Annotated in this window: 24 protein-coding genes; 20 read left to right on the forward strand and 4 right to left on the reverse strand. The window is 34.0% G+C overall.

What is annotated here, in order from left to right; translation table 11 throughout:
- Window positions 1–10: 10 nt before the first annotated feature.
- The 6 genes from AC1RPJ_RS00685 (at window position 11) to lacD (ending at window position 5,739) form a co-directional block, all read left to right on the forward strand.
- Entirely contained in the window at window positions 11–1,180 is a 1,170-nt protein-coding gene (locus AC1RPJ_RS00685) for an AgaS family sugar isomerase (RefSeq protein ID WP_481761034.1), read from the forward strand.
- A gap of 22 nt (window positions 1,181–1,202) precedes the next feature.
- Window positions 1,203–1,691 carry a PTS N-acetylgalactosamine transporter subunit IIB gene (gene agaV, locus AC1RPJ_RS00690; RefSeq protein WP_481761033.1) on the forward strand — a complete coding sequence of 163 codons (489 nt, stop codon included), beginning with the start codon at window positions 1,203–1,205 and terminating at the stop codon, window positions 1,689–1,691.
- Between the two features lie 36 nt (window positions 1,692–1,727).
- On the forward strand, window positions 1,728–2,522 hold the full coding sequence (gene agaW / locus AC1RPJ_RS00695; protein ID WP_481761032.1) for a PTS N-acetylgalactosamine transporter subunit IIC: 795 nt from the start codon (window positions 1,728–1,730) through the stop codon (window positions 2,520–2,522).
- Window positions 2,512–3,363, forward strand: a complete 852-nt coding sequence (locus AC1RPJ_RS00700; RefSeq protein WP_481761031.1) for a PTS system mannose/fructose/sorbose family transporter subunit IID — start codon at window positions 2,512–2,514, stop codon at window positions 3,361–3,363. Before agaW ends, AC1RPJ_RS00700 begins: the two co-directional genes overlap by 11 nt.
- A gap of 75 nt (window positions 3,364–3,438) precedes the next feature.
- The gene (nagA, locus tag AC1RPJ_RS00705; RefSeq protein WP_481761030.1) at window positions 3,439–4,584 is read left to right on the forward strand and encodes an N-acetylglucosamine-6-phosphate deacetylase; all 1,146 of its coding nucleotides are present in this window, start codon (window positions 3,439–3,441) and stop codon (window positions 4,582–4,584) included.
- A 171-nt stretch (window positions 4,585–4,755) separates the two neighbouring features.
- Window positions 4,756–5,739 carry a tagatose-bisphosphate aldolase gene (lacD, locus tag AC1RPJ_RS00710; protein WP_481761029.1) on the forward strand — a complete coding sequence of 328 codons (984 nt, stop codon included), beginning with the start codon at window positions 4,756–4,758 and terminating at the stop codon, window positions 5,737–5,739.
- Window positions 5,740–5,821: 82 nt separating this feature from the next.
- Here lacD and AC1RPJ_RS00715 read toward each other — a convergent pair whose 3' ends face one another.
- The gene (locus AC1RPJ_RS00715) at window positions 5,822–6,568 is read right to left on the reverse strand and encodes a MurR/RpiR family transcriptional regulator (RefSeq protein WP_481761028.1); all 747 of its coding nucleotides are present in this window, start codon (window positions 6,566–6,568) and stop codon (window positions 5,822–5,824) included.
- Between the two features lie 122 nt (window positions 6,569–6,690).
- On the opposite strand from AC1RPJ_RS00715, the gene pfkB reads away from it, so the two are divergent.
- Together pfkB and AC1RPJ_RS00725 are read left to right on the forward strand one after the other, a co-directional pair.
- Window positions 6,691–7,632, forward strand: coding sequence for a 1-phosphofructokinase (gene pfkB / locus AC1RPJ_RS00720; RefSeq protein WP_481761027.1), 942 nt, complete (start codon window positions 6,691–6,693; stop codon window positions 7,630–7,632).
- The gene (locus tag AC1RPJ_RS00725) at window positions 7,629–9,557 is read left to right on the forward strand and encodes a fructose-specific PTS transporter subunit EIIC (protein ID WP_481761026.1); all 1,929 of its coding nucleotides are present in this window, start codon (window positions 7,629–7,631) and stop codon (window positions 9,555–9,557) included. Before pfkB ends, AC1RPJ_RS00725 begins: the two co-directional genes overlap by 4 nt.
- Window positions 9,558–9,686: 129 nt before the next feature.
- Here the strand turns inward: AC1RPJ_RS00725 and AC1RPJ_RS00730 are convergent, their stop codons facing one another.
- Window positions 9,687–10,370: an MmcQ/YjbR family DNA-binding protein gene (locus AC1RPJ_RS00730; RefSeq protein WP_481761025.1), complete on the reverse strand. Its 684-nt coding sequence runs from the start codon at window positions 10,368–10,370 to the stop codon at window positions 9,687–9,689.
- A 182-nt stretch (window positions 10,371–10,552) separates the two neighbouring features.
- Here AC1RPJ_RS00730 and AC1RPJ_RS00735 point away from each other — a divergent pair, with 182 nt between their 5' ends.
- Together AC1RPJ_RS00735 and AC1RPJ_RS00740 are read left to right on the forward strand one after the other, a co-directional pair.
- Complete coding sequence (locus AC1RPJ_RS00735; RefSeq protein ID WP_481761024.1) at window positions 10,553–11,434, forward strand: sulfite exporter TauE/SafE family protein; 882 nt, start codon at window positions 10,553–10,555, stop codon at window positions 11,432–11,434.
- A gap of 77 nt (window positions 11,435–11,511) precedes the next feature.
- Window positions 11,512–11,838, forward strand: coding sequence for a thioredoxin family protein (locus tag AC1RPJ_RS00740; RefSeq protein WP_481761023.1), 327 nt, complete (start codon window positions 11,512–11,514; stop codon window positions 11,836–11,838).
- Between the two features lie 114 nt (window positions 11,839–11,952).
- Here the strand turns inward: AC1RPJ_RS00740 and AC1RPJ_RS00745 are convergent, their stop codons facing one another.
- Window positions 11,953–12,600, reverse strand: a complete 648-nt coding sequence (locus AC1RPJ_RS00745) for a TetR/AcrR family transcriptional regulator (RefSeq protein WP_481761022.1) — start codon at window positions 12,598–12,600, stop codon at window positions 11,953–11,955.
- Between the two features lie 167 nt (window positions 12,601–12,767).
- On the opposite strand from AC1RPJ_RS00745, the gene AC1RPJ_RS00750 reads away from it, so the two are divergent.
- A complete protein-coding gene (locus AC1RPJ_RS00750; RefSeq protein ID WP_481761021.1) occupies window positions 12,768–13,922 on the forward strand; it encodes a YhgE/Pip domain-containing protein in 1,155 nt (384 codons plus the stop codon).
- Between the two features lie 95 nt (window positions 13,923–14,017).
- Here the strand turns inward: AC1RPJ_RS00750 and AC1RPJ_RS00755 are convergent, their stop codons facing one another.
- Entirely contained in the window at window positions 14,018–14,722 is a 705-nt protein-coding gene (locus AC1RPJ_RS00755; RefSeq protein WP_481761020.1) for a GntR family transcriptional regulator, read from the reverse strand.
- Between the two features lie 192 nt (window positions 14,723–14,914).
- Between AC1RPJ_RS00755 and AC1RPJ_RS00760 the strand changes: the two genes are divergently transcribed.
- The 9 genes from AC1RPJ_RS00760 (at window position 14,915) to codA (ending at window position 26,303) form a co-directional block, all read left to right on the forward strand.
- The gene (locus tag AC1RPJ_RS00760; RefSeq protein WP_481761019.1) at window positions 14,915–16,834 is read left to right on the forward strand and encodes a beta-glucoside-specific PTS transporter subunit IIABC; all 1,920 of its coding nucleotides are present in this window, start codon (window positions 14,915–14,917) and stop codon (window positions 16,832–16,834) included.
- Window position 16,835: 1 nt separating this feature from the next.
- Window positions 16,836–18,275: a 6-phospho-beta-glucosidase gene (locus AC1RPJ_RS00765; protein WP_481761018.1), complete on the forward strand. Its 1,440-nt coding sequence runs from the start codon at window positions 16,836–16,838 to the stop codon at window positions 18,273–18,275.
- 223 nt (window positions 18,276–18,498) lie between these two features.
- Complete coding sequence (locus tag AC1RPJ_RS00770) at window positions 18,499–19,863, forward strand: MFS transporter (RefSeq protein ID WP_481761017.1); 1,365 nt, start codon at window positions 18,499–18,501, stop codon at window positions 19,861–19,863.
- 109 nt (window positions 19,864–19,972) lie between these two features.
- Window positions 19,973–20,953 carry a LacI family DNA-binding transcriptional regulator gene (locus AC1RPJ_RS00775; RefSeq protein WP_481761016.1) on the forward strand — a complete coding sequence of 327 codons (981 nt, stop codon included), beginning with the start codon at window positions 19,973–19,975 and terminating at the stop codon, window positions 20,951–20,953.
- A 64-nt stretch (window positions 20,954–21,017) separates the two neighbouring features.
- Window positions 21,018–22,430, forward strand: a complete 1,413-nt coding sequence (locus AC1RPJ_RS00780; RefSeq protein ID WP_481761015.1) for a glycoside hydrolase family 32 protein — start codon at window positions 21,018–21,020, stop codon at window positions 22,428–22,430.
- A complete protein-coding gene (scrK, locus tag AC1RPJ_RS00785) occupies window positions 22,430–23,302 on the forward strand; it encodes a fructokinase ScrK (protein WP_481761014.1) in 873 nt (290 codons plus the stop codon). The genes AC1RPJ_RS00780 and scrK overlap by 1 nt, the downstream gene beginning before the upstream one ends.
- 33 nt (window positions 23,303–23,335) lie before the next feature.
- On the forward strand, window positions 23,336–24,685 hold the full coding sequence (locus AC1RPJ_RS00790; RefSeq protein ID WP_481761013.1) for a NosD domain-containing protein: 1,350 nt from the start codon (window positions 23,336–23,338) through the stop codon (window positions 24,683–24,685).
- Window positions 24,686–24,790: 105 nt separating this feature from the next.
- Window positions 24,791–24,937, forward strand: a complete 147-nt coding sequence (locus tag AC1RPJ_RS00795) for a hypothetical protein (protein WP_409021777.1) — start codon at window positions 24,791–24,793, stop codon at window positions 24,935–24,937.
- A gap of 130 nt (window positions 24,938–25,067) precedes the next feature.
- Window positions 25,068–26,303, forward strand: coding sequence for a cytosine deaminase (codA, locus tag AC1RPJ_RS00800; protein ID WP_481761012.1), 1,236 nt, complete (start codon window positions 25,068–25,070; stop codon window positions 26,301–26,303).
- Window positions 26,304–26,333: the final 30 nt, after the last annotated feature.

Here is a 26,333-nt window from a genome sequence, read left to right on the forward strand (position 1 = left end):
AGAGCTTAATATGTTTGAGAAGAATGAAAAAGAGTTGGAAATAATGGGCGCAAATATTACAACAGGTGAAATTAAACAACAACCTGAACTTTGGACTGAGGCATTTAATAATTTTAGTGAAAAGTCAGACGAAATAAAGACATTTTTAAAATCAGTTAAATCTACCTCGAACGGGTTGATTCGGGTCATTTTTACAGGAGCAGGAACATCCGCTTATGTTGGTGATACTGTAACACCATACTTAAGTAACCACGGGGATCGTGCAAATTATCAGTTTGAAAGTATTCCAACAACCGATATCGTATCTGCACCATATGATTATTTAGTACCAGATGCTACGACTATTTTAGTTTCGTTTGCTAGGAGTGGTAATAGTCCTGAAAGTGTTGCCGCTGTTGAAATTTCAAGAAAAATAATTAAAAATTTATATCAAATTACAATTACTTGTGCTCCGGAAGGGAAACTTGCTGTTGGTACAAAAGATGACGAACGTAATTTGTTATTGATGATGCCTGCGCTGTCTAATGATAAGGGATTTGCAATGACTGGATCATACAGTTGTATGTCACTCTCAGCGTTATTAATTTTTGATACAACACGTAAGGATATTAAAGAAAAATATGTTGAGACTATTATTGCAATGGGTCATGAAGTGATTAAACGTGAAGCTGAAATAAAAGCTGTTATTGATATGGAATTTGATCGGGTTGTCTATCTTGGGTCCGGAAGTTTATCGGGATTAACAAGAGAGGCACAGTTGAAAATTCTTGAACTAACGGCAGGTAAGCTAACAACAATGTTTGATTCTTCAATGGGGTTCCGACATGGACCTAAATCGTTCGTCAACGAGAAAACATTAGTTTTTGTATTTGTTAACAATCAAGAATATACACGTCAATACGATATTGATATTTTAGAAGAAGTGAGTGGAGATAAAATTGCCGCTAAAGTAATTGGGATTGATATTGAGGGACAGAATAACTTTAGTGGTGATCGTTTCACATTTGAATCAGGAGATGCCCTTTTACCAGAAGGATATCTGGCTCTTGCTGATGTTATGTATGCGCAAACTATTTCATTATTAAGTTCAGTAAAAGTGGGAAACACACCAGATACACCTTCACCAAGCGGTACCGTAAATCGTGTAGTTAAAGGTGTAACTTTACATGCCTATAAATAAAAATTTCAAGGAGGAATTTATTATGACAACACCAAACATTTTACTTGCAAGAATTGATAACAGACTTGTTCATGGACAGGTTGGTATGACATGGGTTAATACGATTGACGCTAATCTAGTTGTAGTTGCGAATGATGAGGTTTCTAAAGATGATGTACAGCAAAGTTTAATGGAGATGGTTATTCCTGAAACTGTTGGAATCCGCTTTTTCGATATTAAAAAAACGATTCGTATTATTGGTAAAGCCTCGGATAAACAAAAAATATTATTAGTTGTTCGTACGCCAGAAGACATGGCTAAAATTATTGAAGGAGGTGTCCCAATTAAGAAAGTAAATATTGGTAATTTACATTTTTCAGAAGGGAAGAAACAATTATCGGCAACTATCTCAGTCGATGATACCGATGTTCAAGCATTCAATAAAATGCATGATTTGGGTGTTGAACTAGAGGTTCAAGGTATTCCGAATGAAAAGGCATCAGATATGATGCGCTTACTGAAAGAATATTAAAAACGTAAATATAATAATAAAAAGGAGGAAATTTATATGTTAGTACAAGCGTTATTAATTGGACTATGGGCTGGTATTGCCGGTATCGATATGTATAGTGGTTTAACACATATTCATAGACCAATCGTTACTGGTGCAGTAGTTGGTCTAATATTAGGAGATTTTCAAACCGGCTTAATTGTTGGTGGTACATTAGAATTAGTTTGGGCTGGAATGGTTCCACTTGCTGGAGCACAGCCACCTAATGTTGTTATTGGTGGAATTATGGGAACCGCATTTGCAATTATTGCTCATCAAACACCAACATTAGCAGTTGGTATTGCCGTACCATTTGCAGTTGCCGTACAAGGTTTAGTTACATTACTATTTACAGCTTACTCACCAGTTATGCATAAAATGGATGAATACGCGATGGAAGGTAATGATAAGAAAATTGATCGATTGAACTACATGGGTCCGCTAATCTTGTTTGTTTTCTACTTCATTATGGCGTTCTTACCAATCTTCCTCGGTGCAAGTAAAGCGCAAGGAATGGTTGAAGCCGTTCCTGCATGGATCTTAACAGGATTAAGTACGGCCGGTGGTATTATGCCAGCTGTTGGATTTGCCATGTTGTTAAAAATTATGTGGAAGACAGCGTACGCACCATTCTTCGCAATTGGATTTGTTGTTGCAGCATATGGTAACTTACCAATCTTAGGAGTCGCAATCATTGGTATTTCAATCGCTGCTTATGATTTCTTTATTGGTGGAGCAAAATCTGATAATGGTGGAAAAAAAGTAGCAACCGTAACAGTTAATGAAGAGGAGGACTATAGTGATGGCATCTAAAAAGAAATTTGATCGCAATGATGTTGTGATCCCAGATACTTATAACGATCCTACTGTTGAAAAGGTAATTACAAAAAAAGATTTAAACAAAATGGTTTGGCGTTCACTACTTTTACAGGCTTCATTTAATTATGAACGTATGCAAGGTGGTGGGTGGACTTATAGTTTAATTCCTGGATTGAAAAAAATTCATAAAGATAAAGAAGATTTCTCATATGCAATGCTTGATCATTTACAATTTTTTAATACACATCCATTTTTAGTAACATTTGTTCAAGGTGTTATTTTAGCAATGGAAGAAAATAAAGAAAATAGATCAACTATTCGTGGTATCAAAGTAGCAATGATGGGACCTTTAGGTGGTATTGGGGATGCGATGTTCTGGTTAACGTTGCTACCTATTACAGCCGGAGTTGGGGTTTCATTATCAATGAATGGAAATCCACTTGGACCGATCTTATTCCTTGTTGTCTTTAATGCAGTGCATTTTGGGTTACTATTCTGGTTAATGAATTATGGGTATAGAACTGGTACTCGTGCTATTTCGAGTATGAAGGAAAATACAAAAAAAATATCACGTGCTGCGTCGATAGTTGGATTAACTGTTGTTGGAGCCTTGGTTGCAACATACGTTAACTTTAAATTTGGTGTTGTGATTCATGCTGGGAAAATTGATATTGATTTACAAAAAGGTGTTATTGATAAAGTGATGCCGGCATTATTACCGCTTCTTTATACATTCTTCTGTTACTGGATGTTGAAAAAAGGTAAATCTCCATTGATGTTGATTGGGCTCACAGTAGTTGTTGGCTTAGTAGGTGCATTCTTCAAGTTATTCTAGAAGAGGCCTGCGGAACTAGACTATGGATAATGGGCTAGTTTCTTTTTAACAAAAATAATATAGGAGGCATTACTGGTGGAAATATATTATATTCATGCAGATAAGTTTTTCTTGAAAAACACGGTTGAAAATGAAGGGTACTTGGCAATTATTGATGGTAAATTTGGTGATTATCAACAAGAAAAACCTGATGGTGATATCAAAGAATATACGGGTAAATGGATTGCACCAGGGCTTGTAGATACACATGTCCATGGTTTAAAGGGATATGATGTGATGGATAACGATTTTGAGGGCGCAAAAATGATGTCTGAAGGTTTATTAGAATGTGGCGTTACTTCATTTCTGCCGACAACATTGACGGCAGCTCCAGAAACGTTGAACGAAGTTATTTCTGACTTTGGTAAGCGTCATGGTGAAGTACGTGGTGCAAAAATACAGGGTATCTTTTTTGAGGGTCCATTTTTTACTGAAAAACACAAAGGTGCGCAAAATCCTAAATACTTTTTAGATCCAAGTATAGATATTTTTGAGCATTGGCAAAAATTAGCGCATGGACTTATTCGAAAAATTGCGATTGCACCTGAGCGAAAGGGTGTTAAAGAATTTACTGAGGCCTTAACTAAACAAGGGGTCAAAGTAGCATTGGGGCATAGTGATGCTACGTTTGATCAAGCTAAATCTGCAGTAGAATCTGGTGCATCTATTTTCGTTCATACGTATAACGGAATGAGCCCACTTAATCATAGAGAGCCAGGGATGGTTGGCGCAGCAATGTCATTAAGTAGTGTCTATGATGAACTAATTTGTGATGGTCAACATGTTAATCCGGCATCTGCTAAAATTTTAATTAACGTTAAAGGAGCAGACCACATTGTATTAGTAACTGATTGTATGCGTGCTGGTGCAATGCCTGATGGAAATTATACATTAGGTGAGTTCCCAGTTGTTGTTAAAGATGGCGCCGCAAGGTTAGAGTCAGGAAGTTTAGCTGGTAGTGTCTTAAAATTAATGGAAGCAGTTAAAAATGTTGTTGATTGGAATATTTCTACTCCTGAAGAAGCAATCCAAATGGCTAGTTATGTGCCCGCTAGAAGCGTTGGAATTGATGATAAGTGCGGAAGTATTGCGGCAGGTAGAGATGCTGACTTCATTGTTTTAGATCATGATTTAAATTTTGAGGAAACATATTTAAATGGTACTTTAAAATATAAAAAATGATATTAACTGATTCTTTATTAAGAGCTAGTCGGAGTAAACGGTATTTATGATTGTTAAGTTATTTTTAATTGGTATGTAAAAAATGAAATTTTAAAAACCTTTTCATATTCTTCAAAGATAGAATTATAAGTGGATGAGAGAAGTAAAAAAATAATAAAGGACGGAATAAAAATGACACCAAATAAATTGGCAGGACTTAAAGCACTTTCAAATGAAAAAGGCGTAATTGCAGCATTAGCAATTGATCAACGAGGATCTTTAAAAAAAATGTTGGCAGCAGCAGCAAATAAGCCAGCAAATGAAGAAGATATCGTTGAATTTAAAAAAGTAATTTCATCAGAATTAACACCATACGCTTCAGCAATATTACTTGATCCAGAATATGGTCTTCCAGCAGCAAAGGTCCGTAATGCAAGTACTGGATTACTAGTTGCATACGAAAAAACGGGTTATGATGTTACTACCCCAGGTCGCTTACCTGACTTATTACCAGATTGGTCAGTTCGTCGTCTTAAAGAAGAGGGCGCTGACGCTATTAAATTCTTACTTTATTATGATATAGACGAAAATGCTGAGATTAATAATATGAAACATGCATATATGGAGCGTCTTGGTTCAGAATGTGCTGCAGAAGATATGCCATTATTTTTAGAATTGGTTTCTTATGATGCAACTAATGACGATGTTAAAGGTTCAGAGTATGCTAAAGTAAAACCTCATAAAGTTATTGAAATGATGAAAGAATTTTCTAAACCTGAATATAAAGTAGATGTACTTAAAGTAGAAGTGCCAGTCAATATGGATTATGTGGAAGGGTTTAACGACGATAATGAGGTGGTATATTCTAAGACAGAAGCATTAGATATATTTAAAGAACAAAGTGATGCAACCAAATTACCATTTATTTTCTTAAGTGGTGGTGTATCGGCACAATTATTCCAAGATACTTTAGTATTTGCTCATGAAGCAAAATCAACATTTAATGGTGTACTTTGTGGACGTGCAACATGGAGCAAAGGTATCGAACCATTTGCTAAAGATGGTGAAGAAAAAGGTAAAGAATGGATGAACACAGTTGGTAAAAAGAATATTGAAGATTTAAATGTCGTTCTTGAAAGTACTGCTACATCGTGGTTTGATAAGGTATTAAAATAGTAAAATAAAGAGGCTAAACGTCATGTTTAGCCTCTTTATTTTTAATGATTTAGTAATGAAAAAAAGTAGAAGTGAAATAAATTTATTTGCTAGCTTTCTTTGTTCGAATTGCATAAGAATCTAAAAGTATACGGCTCATTACCTGTAATGGTAAACGAGATTTAACTTCAAATTCAGGGAAATATGAAATTTCAGATTTAAATCCGATAAACACGGAATCTGAATATTTAATAAGTGGACTTAATTTGTTGGTTGTTAATACAATAATATCGGCTCCATTTTTATACGTATTTTTAGCACCTTCAAGGAGTTCTGCAGTAGTTCCGTTCAATGAAATAATAATTAAAATATTATTATATGTAATCCTGTGACTAATTTGTTTAATAATATTGGGATCCGTAAAACTGACACAATTTTTATTTAATAATTCAAATTTTGTTAGCATTTCAATTGCAATTAATTCAGAAAAACCCCTTGAGAAAATGTATATTTTTTTTGAACGTTTAATTTTTTGAACTGTTTTTTCTATGGTATTAACGTCAAGCATACGTAGTGTGTTATTAAGTTCATGTTCATTCTTCATAATGACTTGTTGGATATCGTGATCCATATTCTGAATATTCTTATATTTTTTTTCTTTTTCTTTAGTAATTATAGATTGTTTAAAATCCATATAACCGCTGTAGCCTTTTTTTTTGAGCGTTCGTACGACTGTAGCGGTTGATACATGAGCTAAATCGCTAAGGTTGGTTATTGTTAATATCGGAATATCTTCTAGGTTATCTTGAATGACTTGCCAAAGAATCTTTTCGGAGTTACTAAGAGACATTACTGGTCACCTCACCTTGATTGTTTGTTTATTTTCAATTGTAGCATACAAAATCATATATTGAAAACCTTTTCATTTCTGTCAGATGTAGTATTGGTAGGTAGAAGAAAGGGGTAAAAATTATGATATATACATGTACATTGAATCCAGCTATTGATCTTTTTATCCAAACCGATGAAATGAAAAAAAATATTGTTAATAGAACGGAAAATTATGAAATACAAGCGAATGGTAAAGGAGTTAATGTTAGTTTTATTCTAAAAAAGAAAGGCGTAGAAAGTACTGCTATTGGAGTTGGTGGAGGATTTACTAATGCGTATATTGAGTCTGAGTTGGCAAGGTGCAATATAAAAACTGATTTTGTACATATCGATGCTAATACACGAATTAATGTTTTTACAAGAGTAATTCAGCAAGATACGGAGTATAAATTAGTAAATAAAGGTCCACATGTTAGTGATGATGAAATAAATCAGTTCATGGATAAGATTCAAAATTTAGATGAAAAGGATACATTAGTTGTATCTGGTAGTTTATCTGACGGAATCTCTGAAGAAATTTTAATTAGTATCGCAAAGCAGGCGCAGGAAAAAGGATATAAGCTAGTTTTGGATACTAGTTATCAAACCGTACTGGATACATTGAAATATAATCCTTATATTTTAAAACCAAATGATGAAGAATTAATGAGTTGGTTTGGCGTAGAACATAAACTATCTCAACATGAATTGATAACTTATTCAAAAGAATTAATTAAATTGGGTGCACAAAATATTTTATTATCATTGGGTGGCGGTGGTGCAATGTTTATAAATAAAGAGGTTGTGTTATATGGAACTGTCCCTAAAGGAACCGTTGTTAACACGGCTGGGGCCGGCGACACCATGTTGGGAACTTTTTTAGCAGGGGTAGCGATAGGGGACAAAAAAATAGAAGAAGTATTTAGAGAAAGTATAGCAGCCGCGAGTTCAACGGCATTTTCAAAAGGGTTAACAGATTTTTCGAATGTAAAAGAGCTGACTAAGCAGGTAAAAATATCTAATATTAAGGAGGAATTAAGATGACAAAATATAAAATAATTGCAGCTACTGGATGTCCAACAGGAATTGCGCATACATACATGGCGCAAGAGGCCTTAGAACAAGCCGCTAAAAAAAGAGGTATATCAATTAAAGTTGAAACTCATGGTCAAAGTGGTATAGAAAATGCGTTTTCACAACAAGAAATTGATGATGCTGATGGTGTAATAATTGCGTCAGATAAAGATGTAGATATTGATCGATTCGATGGTAAAAAAATGATAAATGTGTCAGTTACGAAAGGTATGAAAGAGGCAGATGTATTAATTGATCAAATATTGACAGATGATAATTTACCTACCTATCATCGAAAAGGAGCAAAAATTTCATCGAATGAAGAAACAGTAAATTTATCTGGCTCATTTTGGCACAAAATGTATGTGTACGTGATGAATGGAGTGTCACATATGTTACCAATAGTAGTTGCTGGGGGAGTGTTAACAGCCGTATCATTTTTTTGGGGAATTAATTCAGCAGACATAAAAAGCCCTCAATATAACGATATAGCACATTTATTGAACACTATTGGCGGATTTGCAATGAATCTTATGGTTCCAATTCTATGTGCCTATATAGCTGAGGCTATTGGTAAAAGACCTGGATTGATAGTTGGATTTGTAACGGGAATGATAGCATATACAAATGGAACGGGATTTTTAGGTGGAATAATTGGTGGATTTTTAGCAGGGTATACGATTTTAATATTACAGTTCTTATTAAAAAAACTACCTAAATCATTAGATGGACTGAAAGCCATTTTTATTTTACCTGTAATTGGAGTATTTTTATCAGGCTCTATTATTTGGTATCTATCAGTTCCAATGGCAACAATTAATGAAGGAATGATGACGTTTTTAAAGGGTTTAGAAAATTCAAGTCCCATTCTATTAGGATTAGTTGTTGGAATTATGTGTGCTTCAGATATGGGTGGGCCAATTAATAAAGCAGCATATTTAACCGGAACAGCTCTTTTAGCACAGGGAAATTATTTCTTTATGGCAGGAGTTTCTGCAGCGTGTATTGCGCCACCATTGGCAACAGGGTTTGCTGTACTGTTCAACAAAAAAGCATACTCAGATAAAGAGCGCAGCGCAGGTTACGTTAACTTTTTATTAGGATCAACTCATATTACAGAAGGTGCAATTCCATTTGCGGCAAAGAATCCGCTACTAAATATTCCTGCATTTATGGTTGGTTCTTCGATTGCTGCGATTTTAACCTATGTAACTAGAATTAGTGTACCGGCTCCACATGGTGGATTTATTGTATTACCGTTAGTGAATAAACCATTACTGTGGGTATTATGGATTATTATTGGATCACTTGTATCTGCTGTCTTACTAGCCGCTATTGCTGGTCGCCAAGCTAAAAAAAATAATAGTTTAGTGATGAATGTAGGTAGTAATACCAACTTTGAACAAGAGCAAGATAATGATATAAAAATGAATGAAAATGAATTCGATAATATATTGAAAAGAAAAAACATTGAATTGAACGTAGCCGTTTCTGATAAAGAAGAACTCTTACATTTTTTAGCAAATTTTGCTAAAAAATTAGGATATACGAATAATGAAAGTTATATTTTAAATAAGTATAAGATTCGTGAGTCTGAGGGAACGACAGGGATGGAAAAAGGCATTGCGATACCTCATGCACAGGATGAATCGATTAATAAATCAGCAATGCTAATTGTTAAATTACGTGAGCCTATTGAATGGGAAACATTTGATAATCAGCCAGTAGATACAGTTATCTCATTTCTAATTCCAGAAAAAGATGATGGAAAGCATTTACAGTATTTATCAAATACATCGAAATTACTTGTCCATGACTCATTTGTGGAAGAATTAAAAAAATCGAATACAGTTGATGATATATACAACCTATTTAAAGAAAATATTAATAAGTAGATAAAATTGAGCTACAAAGCTACGTATATACTAAAAAAGTACAAGTGTTTAATGATAAGCGAAAATTCATTCTAAGTAAACAAGTTCAAATTTTGTTGACTATTAGAATGGATTTTTTTAGTTCGCCTTTTATTTAGCTAGTCCATAGCTAGTATCAATATAAGAATAAACAGTGTCTAAATTATTTTGGCCATTTAATAAAATTGAAACCCAGTGTTTTTTATTCATATGGTACCCTGGAAAAATTTGATTTTTGTCTATTTTATTGATGAGCAGGTCAGGATCCATTCGAATATTAAGTATTTCAACTAATTTCTCGGAATCCAAGCCTATTTTAGTTGCTGGAATTTTCATTAAAGCGGCATACCATTTTTTAGAATCTGATCGACGTAAAACAGCGTCATTTGGAAACTGTTTCCAGAGGAATTCTAGATTGGTCTGATAATGTTCTTGTACATAATTAATGATAGATTGTGAATCAGCAGTTTGGAATACTGGAGTAGTTTCAAAACAACTAGCAACAATTAAATCCAGTTGTTCAATCACTGATTTTCTGATTGAACTGACAAATGATCCTGTTGCAGACTGATTTTTATAAAGTGTATATTCTTCTTTAGTTAGAGCATCAATAATAGTAGTATTAATTTTTTCAGAGGGGGAAATTGAGACGGTTAGTATAAATTGATTATTAAGAATTGAAACTTGATAATTATAGATTTCTTCTGCTGTTTTTGTAAAACCATATGGAATCAATGAATCTACCTTTAGTTTCAAATGACTAAATGAATTATAAGCAAAAAAGTCTGTTAGCATAGTGCATCTCCTTTTATAAATTATATAAACAATTAACAGTAGCATACCTTATATTTCTAATTTTAGACTTTAAAGGACTAATTATATAGTATAAAATAGAAAAATTAATATAGACTATTTTATCTAGGAATAAATTGAGTTAAACTGTACTATTATGATTCATTTAACTAGGAGATTTAATCATGCAAAAGACGTTGATTGCGGCAATTATTGTTATTAATTTTATATTTATCTGTTATTTTATGCGTGATTTAATGAGACATAAATCAGACTTCATGAAAGAACCGGCCAGTTCAGTATGGACACCAATATCGCAGATTGTTATTTTTTTCTTTTCTACTTTTGGAATTTCAGATTTTGCCATATCAACAGCAATATACCAGAAAGCTAATTGGGTTTCTATGAAAAAATTACCAGGTACGTTAAATGCGCAAGATGTTATTCCAATATTTGTCATGTCGCTGGCGTATATTACAAGTATCAATGTTGGTACTAAGACGTTACTAGTCTGTATTATTTGCCAAGTGCTGGGTGCTTATATTGGTCCGAGATTTGTTGTTAGATTACCTGAAAATAGTATTAGATCATTTGTTATCGTTGGATTACTTGTTGCAACCGCGTTAATCATCGCTGGTAAATTAGGCCTAATCACTGCTAGTGGGACCGCTACCGAACTATTTGGCTGGAAATTAGTTGTAACAGGATTTTTATTATTTATTTATGGCGCATTAAATAATATTGGAATAGGCTCATTTTCATTAACAATGGCAACTGTCTATGCGATGGGAATGGATCCGATTGCTGCATTTCCAATTATGATGGGGGGATGTGCATTTTCTTTACCAATAGGAAGTATGCAATTTATAAAACTCAATCAATATTCTAGAAAAATAACCTTATTTTCTGTTTTTGGTATTATAGGTGTTTTAGTTGCGGTACTTTTAGTTAAGAATATTAATACAAGTGTGATTCAATGGATTGTTATTGTAGTATTATTGTATTCTGCATACAGCCTATATATAGGTAATAAAGAAGCTAAACTAATCAGAGATAAAAATAAATAAGCAAGCATATTTTAATTGAAAATGGCTAATCTGATATATACTTATAAAAAGTAAGCATATTAGTGGAGGTAGCAAAAATGAAAAGTATAGAAAAAGAAACAACGGTAAGTGAATTAATGGATAAAATTAAAGATGGAAAGTATATCCTATTTTTTTCTGCAACATGGTGCCCAGATTGTGCTTTTATTAAACCTGAAATGCCTAATATTGAATCAGAATATACTGAATACACATTCTTAGCTGTCGATCGAGATGAAAATATGGACTTAGCTGTTGAGTTAAGTGTCTTCGGTATTCCAAGTTTTATTGCATATGAAAATGGTAAAGAAACAGGACGTTTAGTTAATAAAAATCGTAAAACGAAACAAGAAGTAGAAACATTTATTAATAGTATTCCTGCGTAATTAAAAAGATTAGTTAGTATGAATAATCTGCTTTGAATTAAAAATACCCATCGAGTAAACAAGGTTTTACAGTAACTTGTTTACTCGATGGGTATTTTTAATTATTTATTTTTATCAAACACTAAGTGCGTTTATCAGAGCATCTGCTGAATGTTCAATACTTTCTTTTGTTAACGATTGATCAAAAAGAAGATAACCAAGTACAATACCACCTATAGTTGACCAAATAACCTTAAGAATTTCGAGATTATCCCAACTGACAATTAGTTTTTTTTCTTTTAGTGTATCAATAGTTGAATTGAGTGCCGTCCAGTATGGGGCGGGAATATTTTCTAATAACTGTTTAACAACCGATTTATCATAAAGTAGTTCAGAAATGAAAATTTTAAGAACTTTAGCATTTTCTTGCAAAAAAATAATTCTATTTTTTAACAAAGGACGAATTAATGAATCCAAAGTTAAATTTGAATGATCAATGGACTCGTCTAATAAGTCGTGCATTGCAGAAGGTAAGATGGATTTAATGACAGGGGCAATAATGGCGTTAAGTAAGCCTTGTTTATTGTTATATTTACTAAAAATATTACCTTCAGCCACGCCAGCTTTTTTTGCAATTTCTTTTGTACTTGTATTTGCATAGCCTTTTTCTGAGAATAATTCAATTGCGGCGATTAAAATTTGTTTTTGTTTATCTGTTATATCTCTAAATAAATCCGAGTTGGCATATAATTTTAATTCAGAATTTTTAATAATATTCACCATCCTATTTATAGCCCTATTATGACACAATTGATAGCGATGACAAAAGACAAACTTATTATTTTGATAGTTTATATTTAAAAGTTAGGGTTGACTAAACTTGTGGATAGGTTATAATCGTATTTGTAATTGATTGAGTGCTCACTCAAAAAGAAAAGAGGAATATGATTATGTTTAAAAATAAATTTTTAGGTTTCGCCATTTTAGTTTCGGTATTACTTACATTTATTATGGTGGTGATGCAAATCCCATCTGTAAAATCAGAGCTCAAAGATGTACCTGTTGCCATTGTTAATGAAGATAGTGGTAAGCAAGGTAACAAAATCGTTGAAAATCTAACTAGAAGCAAAAATAAGGCGTTAGATTGGCATATCGTTAAGAGTGATAAGGCACTTAAGAGTGCAATGGATAAACAACATTATTATGCGGCTATTGTAATTCCAAAAGATTTCTCGGCATCAATTGGAAAATTAGCTGATCCAACAACAAAAGATGTTACAAATGTAACTGTTGTAACAAATGAAGCAAAAAATGCTACATTGTCAACGACTTTAGGTTCGACACTATCAACAATAGTTACAAAAATTGGTGGTGGTATTTCAGCCGGAATTTTAACAAATATGGCAAAAGCCAATATGAGTGTCCCCGCTGTGACTGCATTGAAGTTAAATAACCCAATCACTGTAAAAACAACCGTTAGACATTCAACCGCTGGATTAACATCAGCGAATAGTTCGTTCTTCCAACCCGTCTGGATTGCAAGCATGGTTATTAGTTTATTATTATTCTACGCTGGAGATTCAAGAGAATTTAAATCAATGAAACACAAGTTTTCATTTAAATCATCATTCATTATCTCAGCTGTAGCACTTGCAATTTTAACTGGATTTGCAACAGCTACGTATGCGACATGGATTTTAGGATTTGATTTTACACATTTTATAACAATTGCATCGTTCTTATCATTTACAAGTTTTGCTTTTATAATGTTATTCTCAGGGGTATTGACATGGATTGGTTTCCCAGGGGTAATTATATTTGTCCTCTTACTATTTTTCTCAATTCCTTTATTGGCAATGGCACAACCATTAGTACCTCAATTCTACCAAGATTGGGTTCTTCCATGGTTACCAATGCGTTTCTTGTATGATGGTGCTCGCAGCATTCTTTATTATGGAGCATCTTTCTGGAACAGTTCTACAATGGGCCTAACTTATGTCTTAGCAATCGGTAGTGTCTTGTTTTTTGCCGAAGGATTATCACCCAAACATCGTAAAGTTGAAAAAGAAATTAACGATAAAATTAAAGAGATGGAAGTTAAATAGAATTCTTTAAATGAATCTTGAAATAAATTAAAAACCTCAGGGTAATCACCTTTTTAAGTGATTGCCCTGAGGTTTTTAATTTATTAATTATGGTTTTATTTTTGTCCACTTTGAATAAAAAAGTTAGCATGTTTATAGTTATAAATAGTTTGAGAAAGATCAAAAGGTTCACCGCTTACTGTATAAAAAAGTTCATCAATATAGAGTCCAGGCGAATTTTCTGGTAGTTCTAAAAGGGTTGATTCTGTCTTTTTAAGGGTGTCTGTACGTAAATATTTATCGGAGAAACCTATTTTTAATTTTAAAACTTCTTTCAAGTAATTAAAAATAGACTCACTGATTATTTCGCGATTAAGATAAGGAACAAGTTTTTTTCGATAGTAGGATCTCTCAATACAGAGAACTTGATTATCGATGTAACGAATTCTTTTTATTAAATAAACTTCCTCACCCGGAGCACAATTTAATTCCCTGGCTACATCAGCATTGGGTAGTTCAACTTTTAAATCAATCACTTTTGTAGATAATTTACTGTTTTCTAAATCTTTTGTAAAGCCCATGTTCGTCATTAGAGCGATGTAACCGTCTCTTTTTTGACGACGAACAAAAATTCCGCTACCTTGTACTTGATAAATAATACCCTTATCTTCTAAAGTTGTGAGAGCTTTAACGAGTGTCGTCTTACTGACGGCATATTTGGCAATAAGTTCATTTAGACTAGGGAGTTGCGTCCCTTGATTCAAATTTTTATTTTTAATTGCAAGCTCAATTTGATCAGCAATTTCTTGATACTTTAACATTTCATGCCTCCATTAAAATAATGTATCCTTTATTGTATAACATTGTTCCCGCCTTGTACATCTAGATGAAAAGGGTTACAAAAAAAGTGTTGACTTATTGTGCACGTACAATTAAAATATACATATACAAAGATTTGTAAGGGTTTACAATTTTTTTCTATTTATTCGTTTTTATCTGAGGAGGAGAAAAATATGGCAAGTAAGGTTAGAGATTATACAAAATTAGCTACAGATATTTTAGAAGCAATTGGTGGAGAAAAAAATTTAGCAGGAGCAACGCATTGTGCGACACGGTTACGACTAGTGCTACATGAGGTTCCTTCAGATGCTAAAGAAAAAATATCAGCAATGGCAGGCGTTATCACTGTTGTTGAAAGTGGTGGACAATTCCAAGTAGTTATTGGACCACATGTTGCGGATGTTTATGATGCATTCTCAGCAATGATTGATAGTTCAGAAGTAGAGGAAGTAGAAGCACCAAAAACAAGTATAATGAATCGAGTTATTGCAACAATGTCTGCGGTTTTTGCCCCATTCGTTTACATATTGGCCGCGGCAGGTATTATTCAAGGGAGTTTAATTCTAATTACTTTAGCTATGCCAAATTTTCCTAAAAGTGGTACATATCAAGTTTTAAGCTTTATTTCTTGGGCACCATTTACGTTCTTACCAATATTTATTGCCATAACGGCAGCTAAACATTTTAAAACAAACAGTTTAATCGCTGTTGCATGTTGTGCTGCATTAGTTAGTCCCACATGGGCAGAGATGGCTGGAACTATTGCTAGCGGTACAAGTATTAACTTTATGGGTATTCCATTATCTCAAACAGTTTATACATCATCAGTATTGCCACCATTATTTTTAGTTTGGATTCTTTCTTATCTTGAAAGATTCTTGAGTAAAAAGATACCTGACATTATTAAAGAACTTGCTGTTCCATTATTATGTCTATTAATTATGGTTCCTTTAACAATCTTAATTATTGGACCACTTTCATCTCTTGGAGCTGAAGGAATCGCAAAAGGATATAATTATTTAGTTAAAGTTGCACCACCTTTAGCAGGTGTTATTATTGGTGGTTTCTGGCAAGTACTTGTTATTTTTGGTATCCATTGGGGTGTTACGCCAATGGTTATGGCCAATTTCAAAATGAATGGAATGGACTCATTTCAGGCTTTTCAAACAATTGCAGTGGTCGCACAAGTTGGTGCTGTTTTAGGTGTATTTATTAAGTCTAAGAACAGAGAATTAAAAAATATATCTCTTTCAGCATTTATTACAGGATTATTTGGGATTACAGAACCAGCAATTTATGGTGTGACATTAAGATTTAAAAAACCATTTATCTTTGGTTGTATTTCAGGAGCGTTTGGTGCATTAATTACAAGTTTCTTTAATTCATATTATTTTGCTTATGCTGGACTACCAAGTTTATTAACCATTGTAAATGCAATTAGTCCTAAATACCCACACTCATTTATTGGTATGGTTGTTGGATGTATTGTAGCAATTGTGGGTTCAGTTCTACTTGTTCAAATTTTTGGTACGGGTGAAACAGTTAGTGAAGTCGCAACAATGGAAGCACAGTTAGATGATGCACCAGCTAAGGTCGCACCAGTTATGAGTACGCCAGTAATAAATGCACCAGGCGTTGTTAATAGCCCTGTAACAGGGAAAGTAATTGCGTTAACAGAAGTAGAGGATGAAGTATTTTCATCTGGTGCAATGGGCAAAGGTGTTGCTGTAAATCCAACGGATAATAAAATATATGCACCATTTGATGGTCAGGTTGTCATGACTACAGAGACACAACATGCGATTGGATTAAAATCTGTAGATGGTGTAGAAGTTTTAATTCATATTGGAATGGATATCGTTGAATTAAAAGGAAAATATTTTGCAACACAAGTTAAAAATCATGATTATGTAAAAATGGGTGATTTACTTGTTGAATTTGATCAAGAGAAGATAAAAGAATCAGGATTTTCAGTAGTAACACCTGTAATTGTGACTAATTCAGATGATTACGAAGATGTTATTGCGTATACGCAAAATGAAATTCACCATGGAGAACCAATAATGGAATTAATTCCAAAAGGAGAAAAATAAAATGTCTAAATTACCGAAGGATTTTTTGTGGGGTGGCGCTTTGGCTGCTCATCAGTTTGAAGGCGGCTGGAATGTTGATGGAAAAGGGCCAAGTGTTATTGATGTGATGACTGCAGGAGCAAATGGTGTTCCGCGGGAAATTACGGAAACTATTGAAACAGATAAATTTTATCCGAATCATGATGCAATTGATTTTTATCATCATTACAAAGAAGATATTCAATTTTTCTCTGAAATGGGATTGAAGTGCTTACGAACATCAATCGCGTGGTCACGTATTTTCCCAATGGGAGATGAAAGCGAACCAAATGAAGCGGGATTACAATTTTATGATGATGTTTTTGATGAATTATTAAAAAAAGGTATTCAACCAGTGATTACCCTATCGCATTTTGAAATGCCACTCCATTTAGCTAAAGAATATGGTGGTTTTAGAAATCGTAAATTAATTGATTTTTTTGAAAATTTTGCTACGGTTTGCTTTAAACGTTATCAATCTAAAGTAAAATATTGGATGACATTTAATGAAATTAATAATCAAATGGATACAAATAACCCCATCTTTTTGTGGACTAATTCTGGAGTTATTGTGAACGATGGTGAAAATCCCAAAGAAATTATGTATCGAGTTGCACATAACGAACTCTTGGCTAGCGCTAAGGCGGTTATTGCTGGTAAAAAAATTAATTCTGATTTTGAAATAGGATGCATGGTATCACACGTACCAATTTATCCTTATTCATGTGATCCGGAAGATATCATGGCTGCTGAAGAGGCAATGCATCAACGCTTCTTTTTCCCAGATGTTCATGTTCGTGGAGAATACCCACGTTATGCACTAAAAGAGTTTGAACGTCACAATTATGATGTTGGGATTCAAGAAGGCGATATGGAGATATTGAAAAAAGGGACAGTTGATTATCTAGGATTCAGTTACTATATGTCAACAGTTGTTAAAGCAGATGCTGAAGCAGATCATTTAGGTGATGTTGTGAATGGTGGACTACCTAATGGGGTTCCTAATCCGTATATTAAATCTAGTGACTGGGGCTGGGCAATTGATCCCGATGGTTTACGATATACGTTAAATCGATTATATGATCGCTATCAGTTACCGTTATTTATTGTTGAAAATGGTTTTGGCGCGATTGACAAGCTTGAAGATAATCATGAAATTCATGATCCTGAACGTGTAAGTTATCTAAAAGAACATATTGAAGCAATCGAAAAAGCAGTTGATTATGATGGTGTTGAAGTCTTAGGATATACACCATGGGGTGTTATTGATTTAGTATCATTTACAACTGGTGAGATGAAAAAGCGTTATGGTATGATTTATGTTGATCGTGATAATGAGGGCAATGGATCGATGAAACGTTATAAAAAAGACTCATTTACTTGGTATAAAAATGTAATTGAAACAAATGGAGAAAGTCTTTAAAAGTTATTATAGAAAGAAAAAGCATCTCATTTATTAATAAATGAGATGCTTTTTGATTAATAAAAAAACAAATGACAACCGGTTGACATAAAAATATAAACAGGTTATACTTTGGTTATTCTTTCAGAAAGCGCTTTCTAAAAGTTGAGTTTATAGGTACAGGCAATTGCTATTTTTTAGTGAAATGGGACATTTATTAAACAAATAGAATGGGGTAAATAGAATGGAAAACAAAGTAAACGTAGATACAAATCAAGTTGAAGAAATTCCTCTTTTTCGAAAACTAAGTTATTCACTTACAGATTTTGGCGGAAATATTCTATTTGTAAGTATTAGTACGTACTTGTTATATTTTTATACAGATGTTTTTGGAATTGGGATTGGTGTAGCTGGAACTATCTTGCTCGTCACACGATGCGTTGATATGTTTGATGCACCAATATGGGGCTTTTTAATTGATCATACACATACAAAATGGGGACAAAGTCGGCCGTATTTCTTGTGGTTATGTGTACCATTTGCATTCTTTACATGGTTAACATTTACTACACCGAATTTATCGGGATCGTCCAAAGTTATCTATGCATCAGTTGTTTACGTCATTGCAGGAATTATATATACCGGAATTAGTACCCCTATGACGTCGATTTTACCTAACTTAACAAATGATTCAGACCAAAGAACGGTTTTGAATTCATATCGAATGGTTGGAGGAAATGTTGGTCTATTGGTTGCTAATGGTGTTGTTTTACCATTAGTTCAAATATTAGGGCAAGGAAATGATCGTAAAGGATTCTCATATGCAATGATTATTTTAGGGATTATCTCCATTATTGCCTTTTTAATTGCCTTTTTAAATTTACGAGAAATTAATACAACGATTACGAAATCAATATCATTAAAACAGAGTGTTAAAGCAACAAAAAGTAATTGGCCTTGGATTTTATTGGTTATTTCCAACTTATTCTATTGGATTGGAACAACTGTTAGAAGTTCAGGCATGATTTATTATTTTCAATATAATATCCATGCAAAATCATTAGTCGCAGTTGCTGGTTCTTTATCTGTTGTTGCTGTTATAGGGATGATATCAATTCCATTACTTGTTAAACGTACAAATAAAAGAACGGTTCTAATTGGAGCACTATTGATGGGAGCAATCTGTAACATGTTGCTTCAAGCAGTTGGTAGTAATCAAGTTTGGGTTGTTATCTTATATTGCCTAGGATCAATTGGAACGGGTGTTGCAGCTGCAATGCCATTCCTAATGTTGGCTGATGCGGTTGATTTTGGTCAATGGAAAACAGGAATCAGAGCCAGTGGCTTTTTAACAGCTATTGGAAGTGCATTCTGTGTTAAAGCAGGTAGTGGGATTGGCGGATTTATTCCATCACAAGTAATGCAATTCTTTGGATATATACCCAATCACACTCAAACGAGTCAATCTTTATTAGGCATTAACTTAAGTTTTATCTGGATTCCAGCCATGCTGTTCATACTTGCTGCAGTTCCAATGTTTTTCTATGGTAAATTTGAACGAAATGAAGATAAAGTTAGATTAGAATTAGCTAAAAAAGAAGCAGCTTAAAAAGTTAATGGTGGGGATAATGGTTTTGCTTATTTTATGGTAAACTAAGAGTACTAAAAGTTAAGCGGTAACAATTTAACTAAAATTAGACGACTTAGGAGCAAATAAAATGCAAAATCCAAAACTTGATGATGTCGCTGAATTGGCAGGCGTTTCTAAAACGACTGTATCTAGGGTGTTGAACAATAGAGGTTATCTTAGCGAAAAGACAGTTAAAAAGGTTCGTGATGCTGTGAAAGAGTTACATTATCAGCCTAATGATGTTGCAAGACAATTATTTAATAAAGAAACAAAACTAATAGGGCTTATTTTCCCAACCATTGCGAATCCTTTTTTTGGACAATTAGCTTACCATTTAGAAACGAAACTTTTTAATAGAGGTTATAAGGTTCTTATCGGTAACTCAAAAAATGATTCAGAAAAAGAAGTGACTTATTTACGTAAACTAATGGCAAATCAAGTTGATGGGCTAATTGTTGGAGCACATAATGAAGGAATTGAAGAATATCATAATACAAATTTACCAATTGTCGCAATTGATAGAATTATGAATGGTGATATTCCGGTCGTTTCTTCTGATAATTATAGTGGCGGTAAAATGGCAACAGAATTGCTATTAGAACATGGGGCAACCTCAATTGTACATACAAATGGACCTTATGATTTAGAAACGCCTGCTCGAGATAGACGTAGGGCATACGAGAAAATTATGAGTGAACATGGGTTGCCAGCCGTAACGTATACAATTGATTTTAATTGGACAGAAACAGAAAAAACAAAAGTTATTAAAAGAATTTTTGAGGATCTTAAACGAGTGGATGGTATTTTTGCTTCGAATGATACAGACGCTAGTTTGATCATAAAAATAGCTAGAGAATATGGCAAACGAGTACCTGAAGATTTACTTGTTATTGGCTATGATGGGACAGATGTTGTTCGATTATTTAAACCAGAACTAACAACAATTATTCAACCAATTGAACAGATGGCTGATGCAGCTATTGATATTTTAATGAAGAAAATAGAAGGTAAAGAGACACCTATGCAAGTAGTACTACCGGTACAATTATATAAAGGAGAAACGGCATAGTAGGTGCGTTTTTATTTTAAGATAATGACAACCGGTTAACATATAGAACGAGGAGAAGACAATTTTGAAAAATGAAACGATTAATTATCCAGAGGTAACTGATGAAAGATATCGATTAAAGTATCATATTACGGCACCAGCAGGTTGGATGAATGATCCAAATGGGTTTTGCTTTTTTAAAGGGTACTATCACATCTTTTATCAACATCATCCAAATTCAACACAGTGGGGACCAATGCATTGGGGTCATTCAAGAAGTAAAGATTTAGTTAATTGGGAAAGCTTACCAATTGCTTTGGTTCCTGGTGATCAAGAAGATCAGGATGGCTGTTTTTCAGGTAGCGCAATTGTGAAGGATGAGCGTCTCTATTTAATTTATACAGGACATAATTTGAAAGACAAAAATGATCCGGATAGTTATTGGCAGAATCAAAACCTAGCCGTTAGTGATGATGGCATAACTTTTGAAAAATTTGCTGGTAATCCAGTGATTTCAATGCCTCCTGTAGATAATGATGCTGATTTTAGAGATCCAAAAATTTGGTTTGAAAATGGAAAATATAATATTGTAATCGGAAGCAAAAATAAGGATGGCTTGGGTCGAGTTCTTATGTATAACTCAGATGATTTAGAACATTGGGACTACTTAGGACCTATTGCAACTGCTAAATCAGTTGATTCTGAAGGATTCGTTTGGGAATGTCCTGACCTTTTCGAAATTGACGGACAAGACGTTTTAGTAATGTCACCACAAGGAATTAAAGCTGATAAATTAAAATATAGAAATTTCTTCCAAACAGGATATCTGACTGGAAAATTTGATGAAGAGACACATTCATTACATCATGGTGAGTTCACTGAATTAGATTATGGACATGATTTCTATGCAACACAATCAATGGTTACGCCTGACGGTAGAAGGATCATATTTGCATGGATGGACATGTGGGAGAGCCCCATGCCAGAACAGGAAGATGGTTGGGCAGGCGCACTAACATTTCCAAGAGAATTAAATATGAAAAATGGTAAATTATTGATGACACCAGTTGAAGAAATTAAAAAATTGCGCGAAAAAGTATTATTAGATGTCACTAAACCTAAGGATACAACCACTATTTTTGAAGCCCCTACAAAGAGTTTTGAGTATTTAGCGAACTTTAATGGGCAAGAAAATGTCAGCGTTAAAATTAAAAATAGCGATAATAAATTATTAATAAAAGTTAGCTATCAAGCTGCAACAGGTAAGGTAACATTACAAAAGTATAATGACGATTTACTTCGAGAAACTAATGTGAGCGTTGCCAATGAATTGGATGTTCATTTATTAATGGACAACAGTTCAGCAGAATTATTTGTGAATAATGGAGAAGCATGTTTCTCTGAAAGGGTTTATGATGAAAAGGAACTTATAGTTGAAACAAGTAGCGATTCAACTAATTATGATATTAAAATATATGAACTTGGAGGAACAATGTAATGTTATTAGGAAGTATTGAAGCAGGTGGCACTAAATTTGTATGCGCGGTAGGTAACGAAGATTATCAAGTAAAGGATCAAATTCAAATTCCCACGACTACACCTGTTGAAACATTAACGGCAGTCGTAGACTATTTTAAGCAATTTGAAATAGCTGCACTTAGTGTTGCCTCATTTGGACCAATTGAAATCAGAAAAACGTCACCTAAATATGGATTTATCACGAAAACACCAAAACCGGGTTGGGGTGATACGGATTTCTTGGGATTTCTTAAGGGCAAACTGGATATTCCAACATTTTGGACAACGGATGTAAATGGTTCAGCTTACGGTGAATATACAATGTCGACATTGTTTAATGAGAAAATTAATTCACTTGTTTATTACACAATTGGAACTGGTGTGGGCGCTGGAGCAGTAATTGATGGCCACTTAGTTGGCGGTATTGGCCATCCTGAAATGGGCCATGTCTTAGTTAAGAGACATCCTGATGATCTTGATTTTAAAGGTGTCTGTCCATTTCATGGTGATTGTTTAGAGGGCTTAGTTGCTGGACCAACATTTGAAGCACGGACTGGTAAAAAAGGTAAAGATGTCCCATTAACAGACAAAACTTGGGATATTATGGCCTACTATATTGCTCAGGCTGCCGTTCAAACAACGTTAAGTTTACGTCCTAATAAAATTATTTTTGGGGGCGGCGTTACAAATGATGTTTTATTGGAAAAAGTGCGACATGAATTCAAAGAAATTTTAAATGATTATGTTGACGTTCCTCCATTAGATCAATATATTACAGCACCACAAGTTGCTAATAATGGATCAGCCAATGTTGGAAACTTCGCTTTAGCTGAAAAAATGTTATCTGAATGATAGGGTTATTTAACAAAATTGGAGGGTAAAATAATGACAAACAAAAATTATTATGATGTAACAAAATGGCCTATTGGTAACCCGTACGAAGATATTGGGGAAGTTATTAATAGTATTATTACTGATATTAAAAGTCATCAAACTGATAGTAATAGCAATGATGGTGGAAAACCAGGGGCAGTTATTTATCTACCACCAGCTGATTATCACTTGCGTACACAAGTCTTAATAGATATTAGTTTTCTTAAAATTCAAGGATCTGGGCATGGATTTACGTCATCAAGCATTCGGTTTAACGTACCACAAAACGAATGGTCAAATTTACATGAATTATGGCCTGGTGGTAGTCGTGTTCTTGTTGACCTCGATCCTAAAACAACGGATGAAGAATCTGAAGGTGCAGCTTTCTATGTTGCAAGAGAAGGAAATCCGCGTATTAGTTCAGTCGAATTTTCGAACTTTAATATTGATGGGTTACACTTTATTGATGATGGCACAGGCGAAAAAAATCCAGAAAATACGTATGTGAATGGTAAGACTGGAATTTATGTTGCAAGTGCACAAGATTCATTCCGTATTACAGAAATGGGTTTTGTTTACTTAGAACATGGTGTAACCATTTATAACGCAGATGCATTAACAATCCACGATAATTTTATTGCTGAATGTGGTAATTGTATTGAACTACGTGGATGGGGACAAGCTTCGAAAGTAACTGAAAATTTAATGGGCGCTGGATTTAATGGCTATACCATTTTTGCGGAAAACTTCGGAGGACTGCTAATTACGACTAATAATATTTTCCCAAGAGGTGCAAGTAGCATTTCATTATCTGGCGTGACGAAATCGTCTGTTACAAATAATCGCATTCATGCATTTTATCCCGGAATGGTTATTTTAGATGATAATTGCTCAGAGATATTGGTTTCTTCAAACCATATGCTGCATGATCAAGAACCGTGGGCGCCTATGCAACATCGAGATAATGGATTAGACGATTTATATGGGCTGTTATCAATTAGCGGTAATGATAATTCCGTCATTGGAAATCATTTTTCAGAAACGGTTGATCAAAACACGCTTAAACCAGTTGGTGCAACACCGGTCATTATCCGACTTGCTGCCGGACATGGTAATTATATTGCAAATAATAATGTTGTGGCTACAGAAATTCAATCAGGTAGTGGCGATTCAGCATTTTCTGCACAAGTAGATGCGTTACTAGCAACCGAAGAATTAAAAAAAGTCACAGTAACAACTGTTTTGGTTGAAAAGAAGTCAACGCAAAATACAATTTTAGATTCTGGAAGCAATGAACAAGTTATTTTGGATAAAAATGTGAATGCTTTTAGAGCAACACCAACCGTCCCAAAAAAACAGTAATTTTAAATAAATGATTTAATTTGTGCCACTTTGATAAAATAGGACTATAATGAAAGTTGAAGTTAGAACTTAATATAACTGTCCAAATCAAAAGAGGCGATAGCAATGGCAAAGTTGAGTAAAGAACAACGCAAAGCAATGGCTCAAAAAGCAATGGACGAACGTGCTAAACATCCACAAGCTGAAAAAAAACAATCAGGTTTTAAATTTATTGAAGATGAATCAACTAAGTTAGGTGCAGAAAAAAACTAATTATAAAAGTTCAAAGATTAATTCTAAGTATTCTTGGAATTAATCTTTTTTTAGTTAACTAAAAATATTAAATTGGGTGTAAGTCATGTACAATTTGAATGATAGATAATTTAATGAGGAGTGATAATCGATGTTAATTAAACAAGTACATATTGAAAATAAAGAAGAATTACAAGATATTCGAGTAGAAAATGGCATGTTTACTGAGATTGGGGTAAATTTACAACAAAATGCTGATGAAAAAGTCATTGATGCAACCGATAAATTGATGTTACCGCCATTTGTTGATCCACATGTTCATTTGGATTCAACGCTCACAGCAGGTGATCCGGAATGGAACGAATCTGGGACTTTATTTGATGGCATTCGGATTTGGTCTGAACGTAAAAAGACGTTAACCCATGAAGATGTTAAAGAACGTGCTGTTACAGCATTAAAAATGCAGGCAGCCCATGGTGTTCAGTTTGTTCGTTCACATGTTGATGTGACTGATCCTGATTTAGTGGCTTTGAAAGCTTTAATTGAGGTCCGCGAAGAAGTTAAACCTTGGATGGAATTACAATTAGTTGCTTTCCCACAAGAAGGTATTTTATCATTTCCAAATGGGAAGGAATTAATGACAAAAGCTGCTGAATTAGGAGTGGATGCAATTGGTGCAATTCCCCATTTTGAATTTAATAGAGAATATGCAGTTGAATCACTCCATTTCGCTTTTGAATTGGCTCAGAAATATAATTTATTATTTGATGCACATACGGATGAAATCGATGATCCTAGTTCTCGTAGCTTGGAAACCGTTGCGACATTAGCTTTAGAAACAGGGATGAAAGATAAGGTTACAGCATCACATACAACAGCGATGGGTTCATATGATGATGCTTATTTGTACAAATTAATGCGTTTATTGAAGATGTCAGAAATGAACTTTATTGCTAATCCACTTGTAAATATGTTCTTAGGTGGACGTTTTGACACATATCCAAAGCGTCGTGGGTTAACACGCGTCAAAGAATTGGATGAGAATGGGTTGAACGTTGCATTTGGTGAAGATGACATCAAAGATCCATGGTATCCAATGGGAGATGGCAACATGTTAGACGCCTTGCACATGGGATTACATGCGACTCAGATTATGGGTTATAGTCAAATTATGAATGCTTACCGATTTGTGACGACTAATGGCGCTAAATCTATGCATGTTATGGATCATTATGGAATTGAAGTTGGAAAACCAGCTAATTTCGTCATTATGGATAGTGATAATTTTTATGATGCGTTGAATACACGTGCTGCCGTTATGTTATCAGTCCATAATGGTGATGTGATTAGTGAAACCAAGCCAGCAGAAACCCAGTTATATATCTAGTAAGTAATCGTTTTGGTAGCGCCTTCTTGA

This window comes from Dellaglioa sp. CoH-57-MRSF-17 (assembly GCF_056782015.1).

Bases quoted from the DNA above. Each gene is read 5' to 3' on its own strand.
- AC1RPJ_RS00770 (WP_481761017.1), top strand. From the start codon at position 18,499: ATGGAAAACAAAGTAAACGTAGATACAAATCAAGTTGAAGAAATTCCT.
- pfkB (WP_481761027.1), top strand. From the start codon at position 6,691: ATGATATATACATGTACATTGAATCCAGCTATTGATCTTTTTATCCAA.
- codA (WP_481761012.1), top strand. From the start codon at position 25,068: ATGTTAATTAAACAAGTACATATTGAAAATAAAGAAGAATTACAAGAT.
- AC1RPJ_RS00700 (WP_481761031.1), top strand. From the start codon at position 2,512: ATGGCATCTAAAAAGAAATTTGATCGCAATGATGTTGTGATCCCAGAT.
- AC1RPJ_RS00760 (WP_481761019.1), top strand. From the start codon at position 14,915: ATGGCAAGTAAGGTTAGAGATTATACAAAATTAGCTACAGATATTTTA.
- agaW (WP_481761032.1), top strand. From the start codon at position 1,728: ATGTTAGTACAAGCGTTATTAATTGGACTATGGGCTGGTATTGCCGGT.
- AC1RPJ_RS00730 (WP_481761025.1), bottom strand. From the start codon at position 10,370: ATGCTAACAGACTTTTTTGCTTATAATTCATTTAGTCATTTGAAACTA.
- AC1RPJ_RS00735 (WP_481761024.1), top strand. From the start codon at position 10,553: ATGCAAAAGACGTTGATTGCGGCAATTATTGTTATTAATTTTATATTT.
- AC1RPJ_RS00750 (WP_481761021.1), top strand. From the start codon at position 12,768: ATGTTTAAAAATAAATTTTTAGGTTTCGCCATTTTAGTTTCGGTATTA.
- AC1RPJ_RS00790 (WP_481761013.1), top strand. From the start codon at position 23,336: ATGACAAACAAAAATTATTATGATGTAACAAAATGGCCTATTGGTAAC.
- AC1RPJ_RS00765 (WP_481761018.1), top strand. From the start codon at position 16,836: ATGTCTAAATTACCGAAGGATTTTTTGTGGGGTGGCGCTTTGGCTGCT.
- AC1RPJ_RS00755 (WP_481761020.1), bottom strand. From the start codon at position 14,722: ATGTTAAAGTATCAAGAAATTGCTGATCAAATTGAGCTTGCAATTAAA.
- scrK (WP_481761014.1), top strand. From the start codon at position 22,430: ATGTTATTAGGAAGTATTGAAGCAGGTGGCACTAAATTTGTATGCGCG.
- AC1RPJ_RS00745 (WP_481761022.1), bottom strand. From the start codon at position 12,600: ATGGTGAATATTATTAAAAATTCTGAATTAAAATTATATGCCAACTCG.
- AC1RPJ_RS00795 (WP_409021777.1), top strand. From the start codon at position 24,791: ATGGCAAAGTTGAGTAAAGAACAACGCAAAGCAATGGCTCAAAAAGCA.
- agaV (WP_481761033.1), top strand. From the start codon at position 1,203: ATGACAACACCAAACATTTTACTTGCAAGAATTGATAACAGACTTGTT.
- AC1RPJ_RS00725 (WP_481761026.1), top strand. From the start codon at position 7,629: ATGACAAAATATAAAATAATTGCAGCTACTGGATGTCCAACAGGAATT.
- AC1RPJ_RS00775 (WP_481761016.1), top strand. From the start codon at position 19,973: ATGCAAAATCCAAAACTTGATGATGTCGCTGAATTGGCAGGCGTTTCT.
- AC1RPJ_RS00740 (WP_481761023.1), top strand. From the start codon at position 11,512: ATGAAAAGTATAGAAAAAGAAACAACGGTAAGTGAATTAATGGATAAA.
- AC1RPJ_RS00715 (WP_481761028.1), bottom strand. From the start codon at position 6,568: ATGTCTCTTAGTAACTCCGAAAAGATTCTTTGGCAAGTCATTCAAGAT.
- lacD (WP_481761029.1), top strand. From the start codon at position 4,756: ATGACACCAAATAAATTGGCAGGACTTAAAGCACTTTCAAATGAAAAA.
- AC1RPJ_RS00685 (WP_481761034.1), top strand. From the start codon at position 11: ATGTTTGAGAAGAATGAAAAAGAGTTGGAAATAATGGGCGCAAATATT.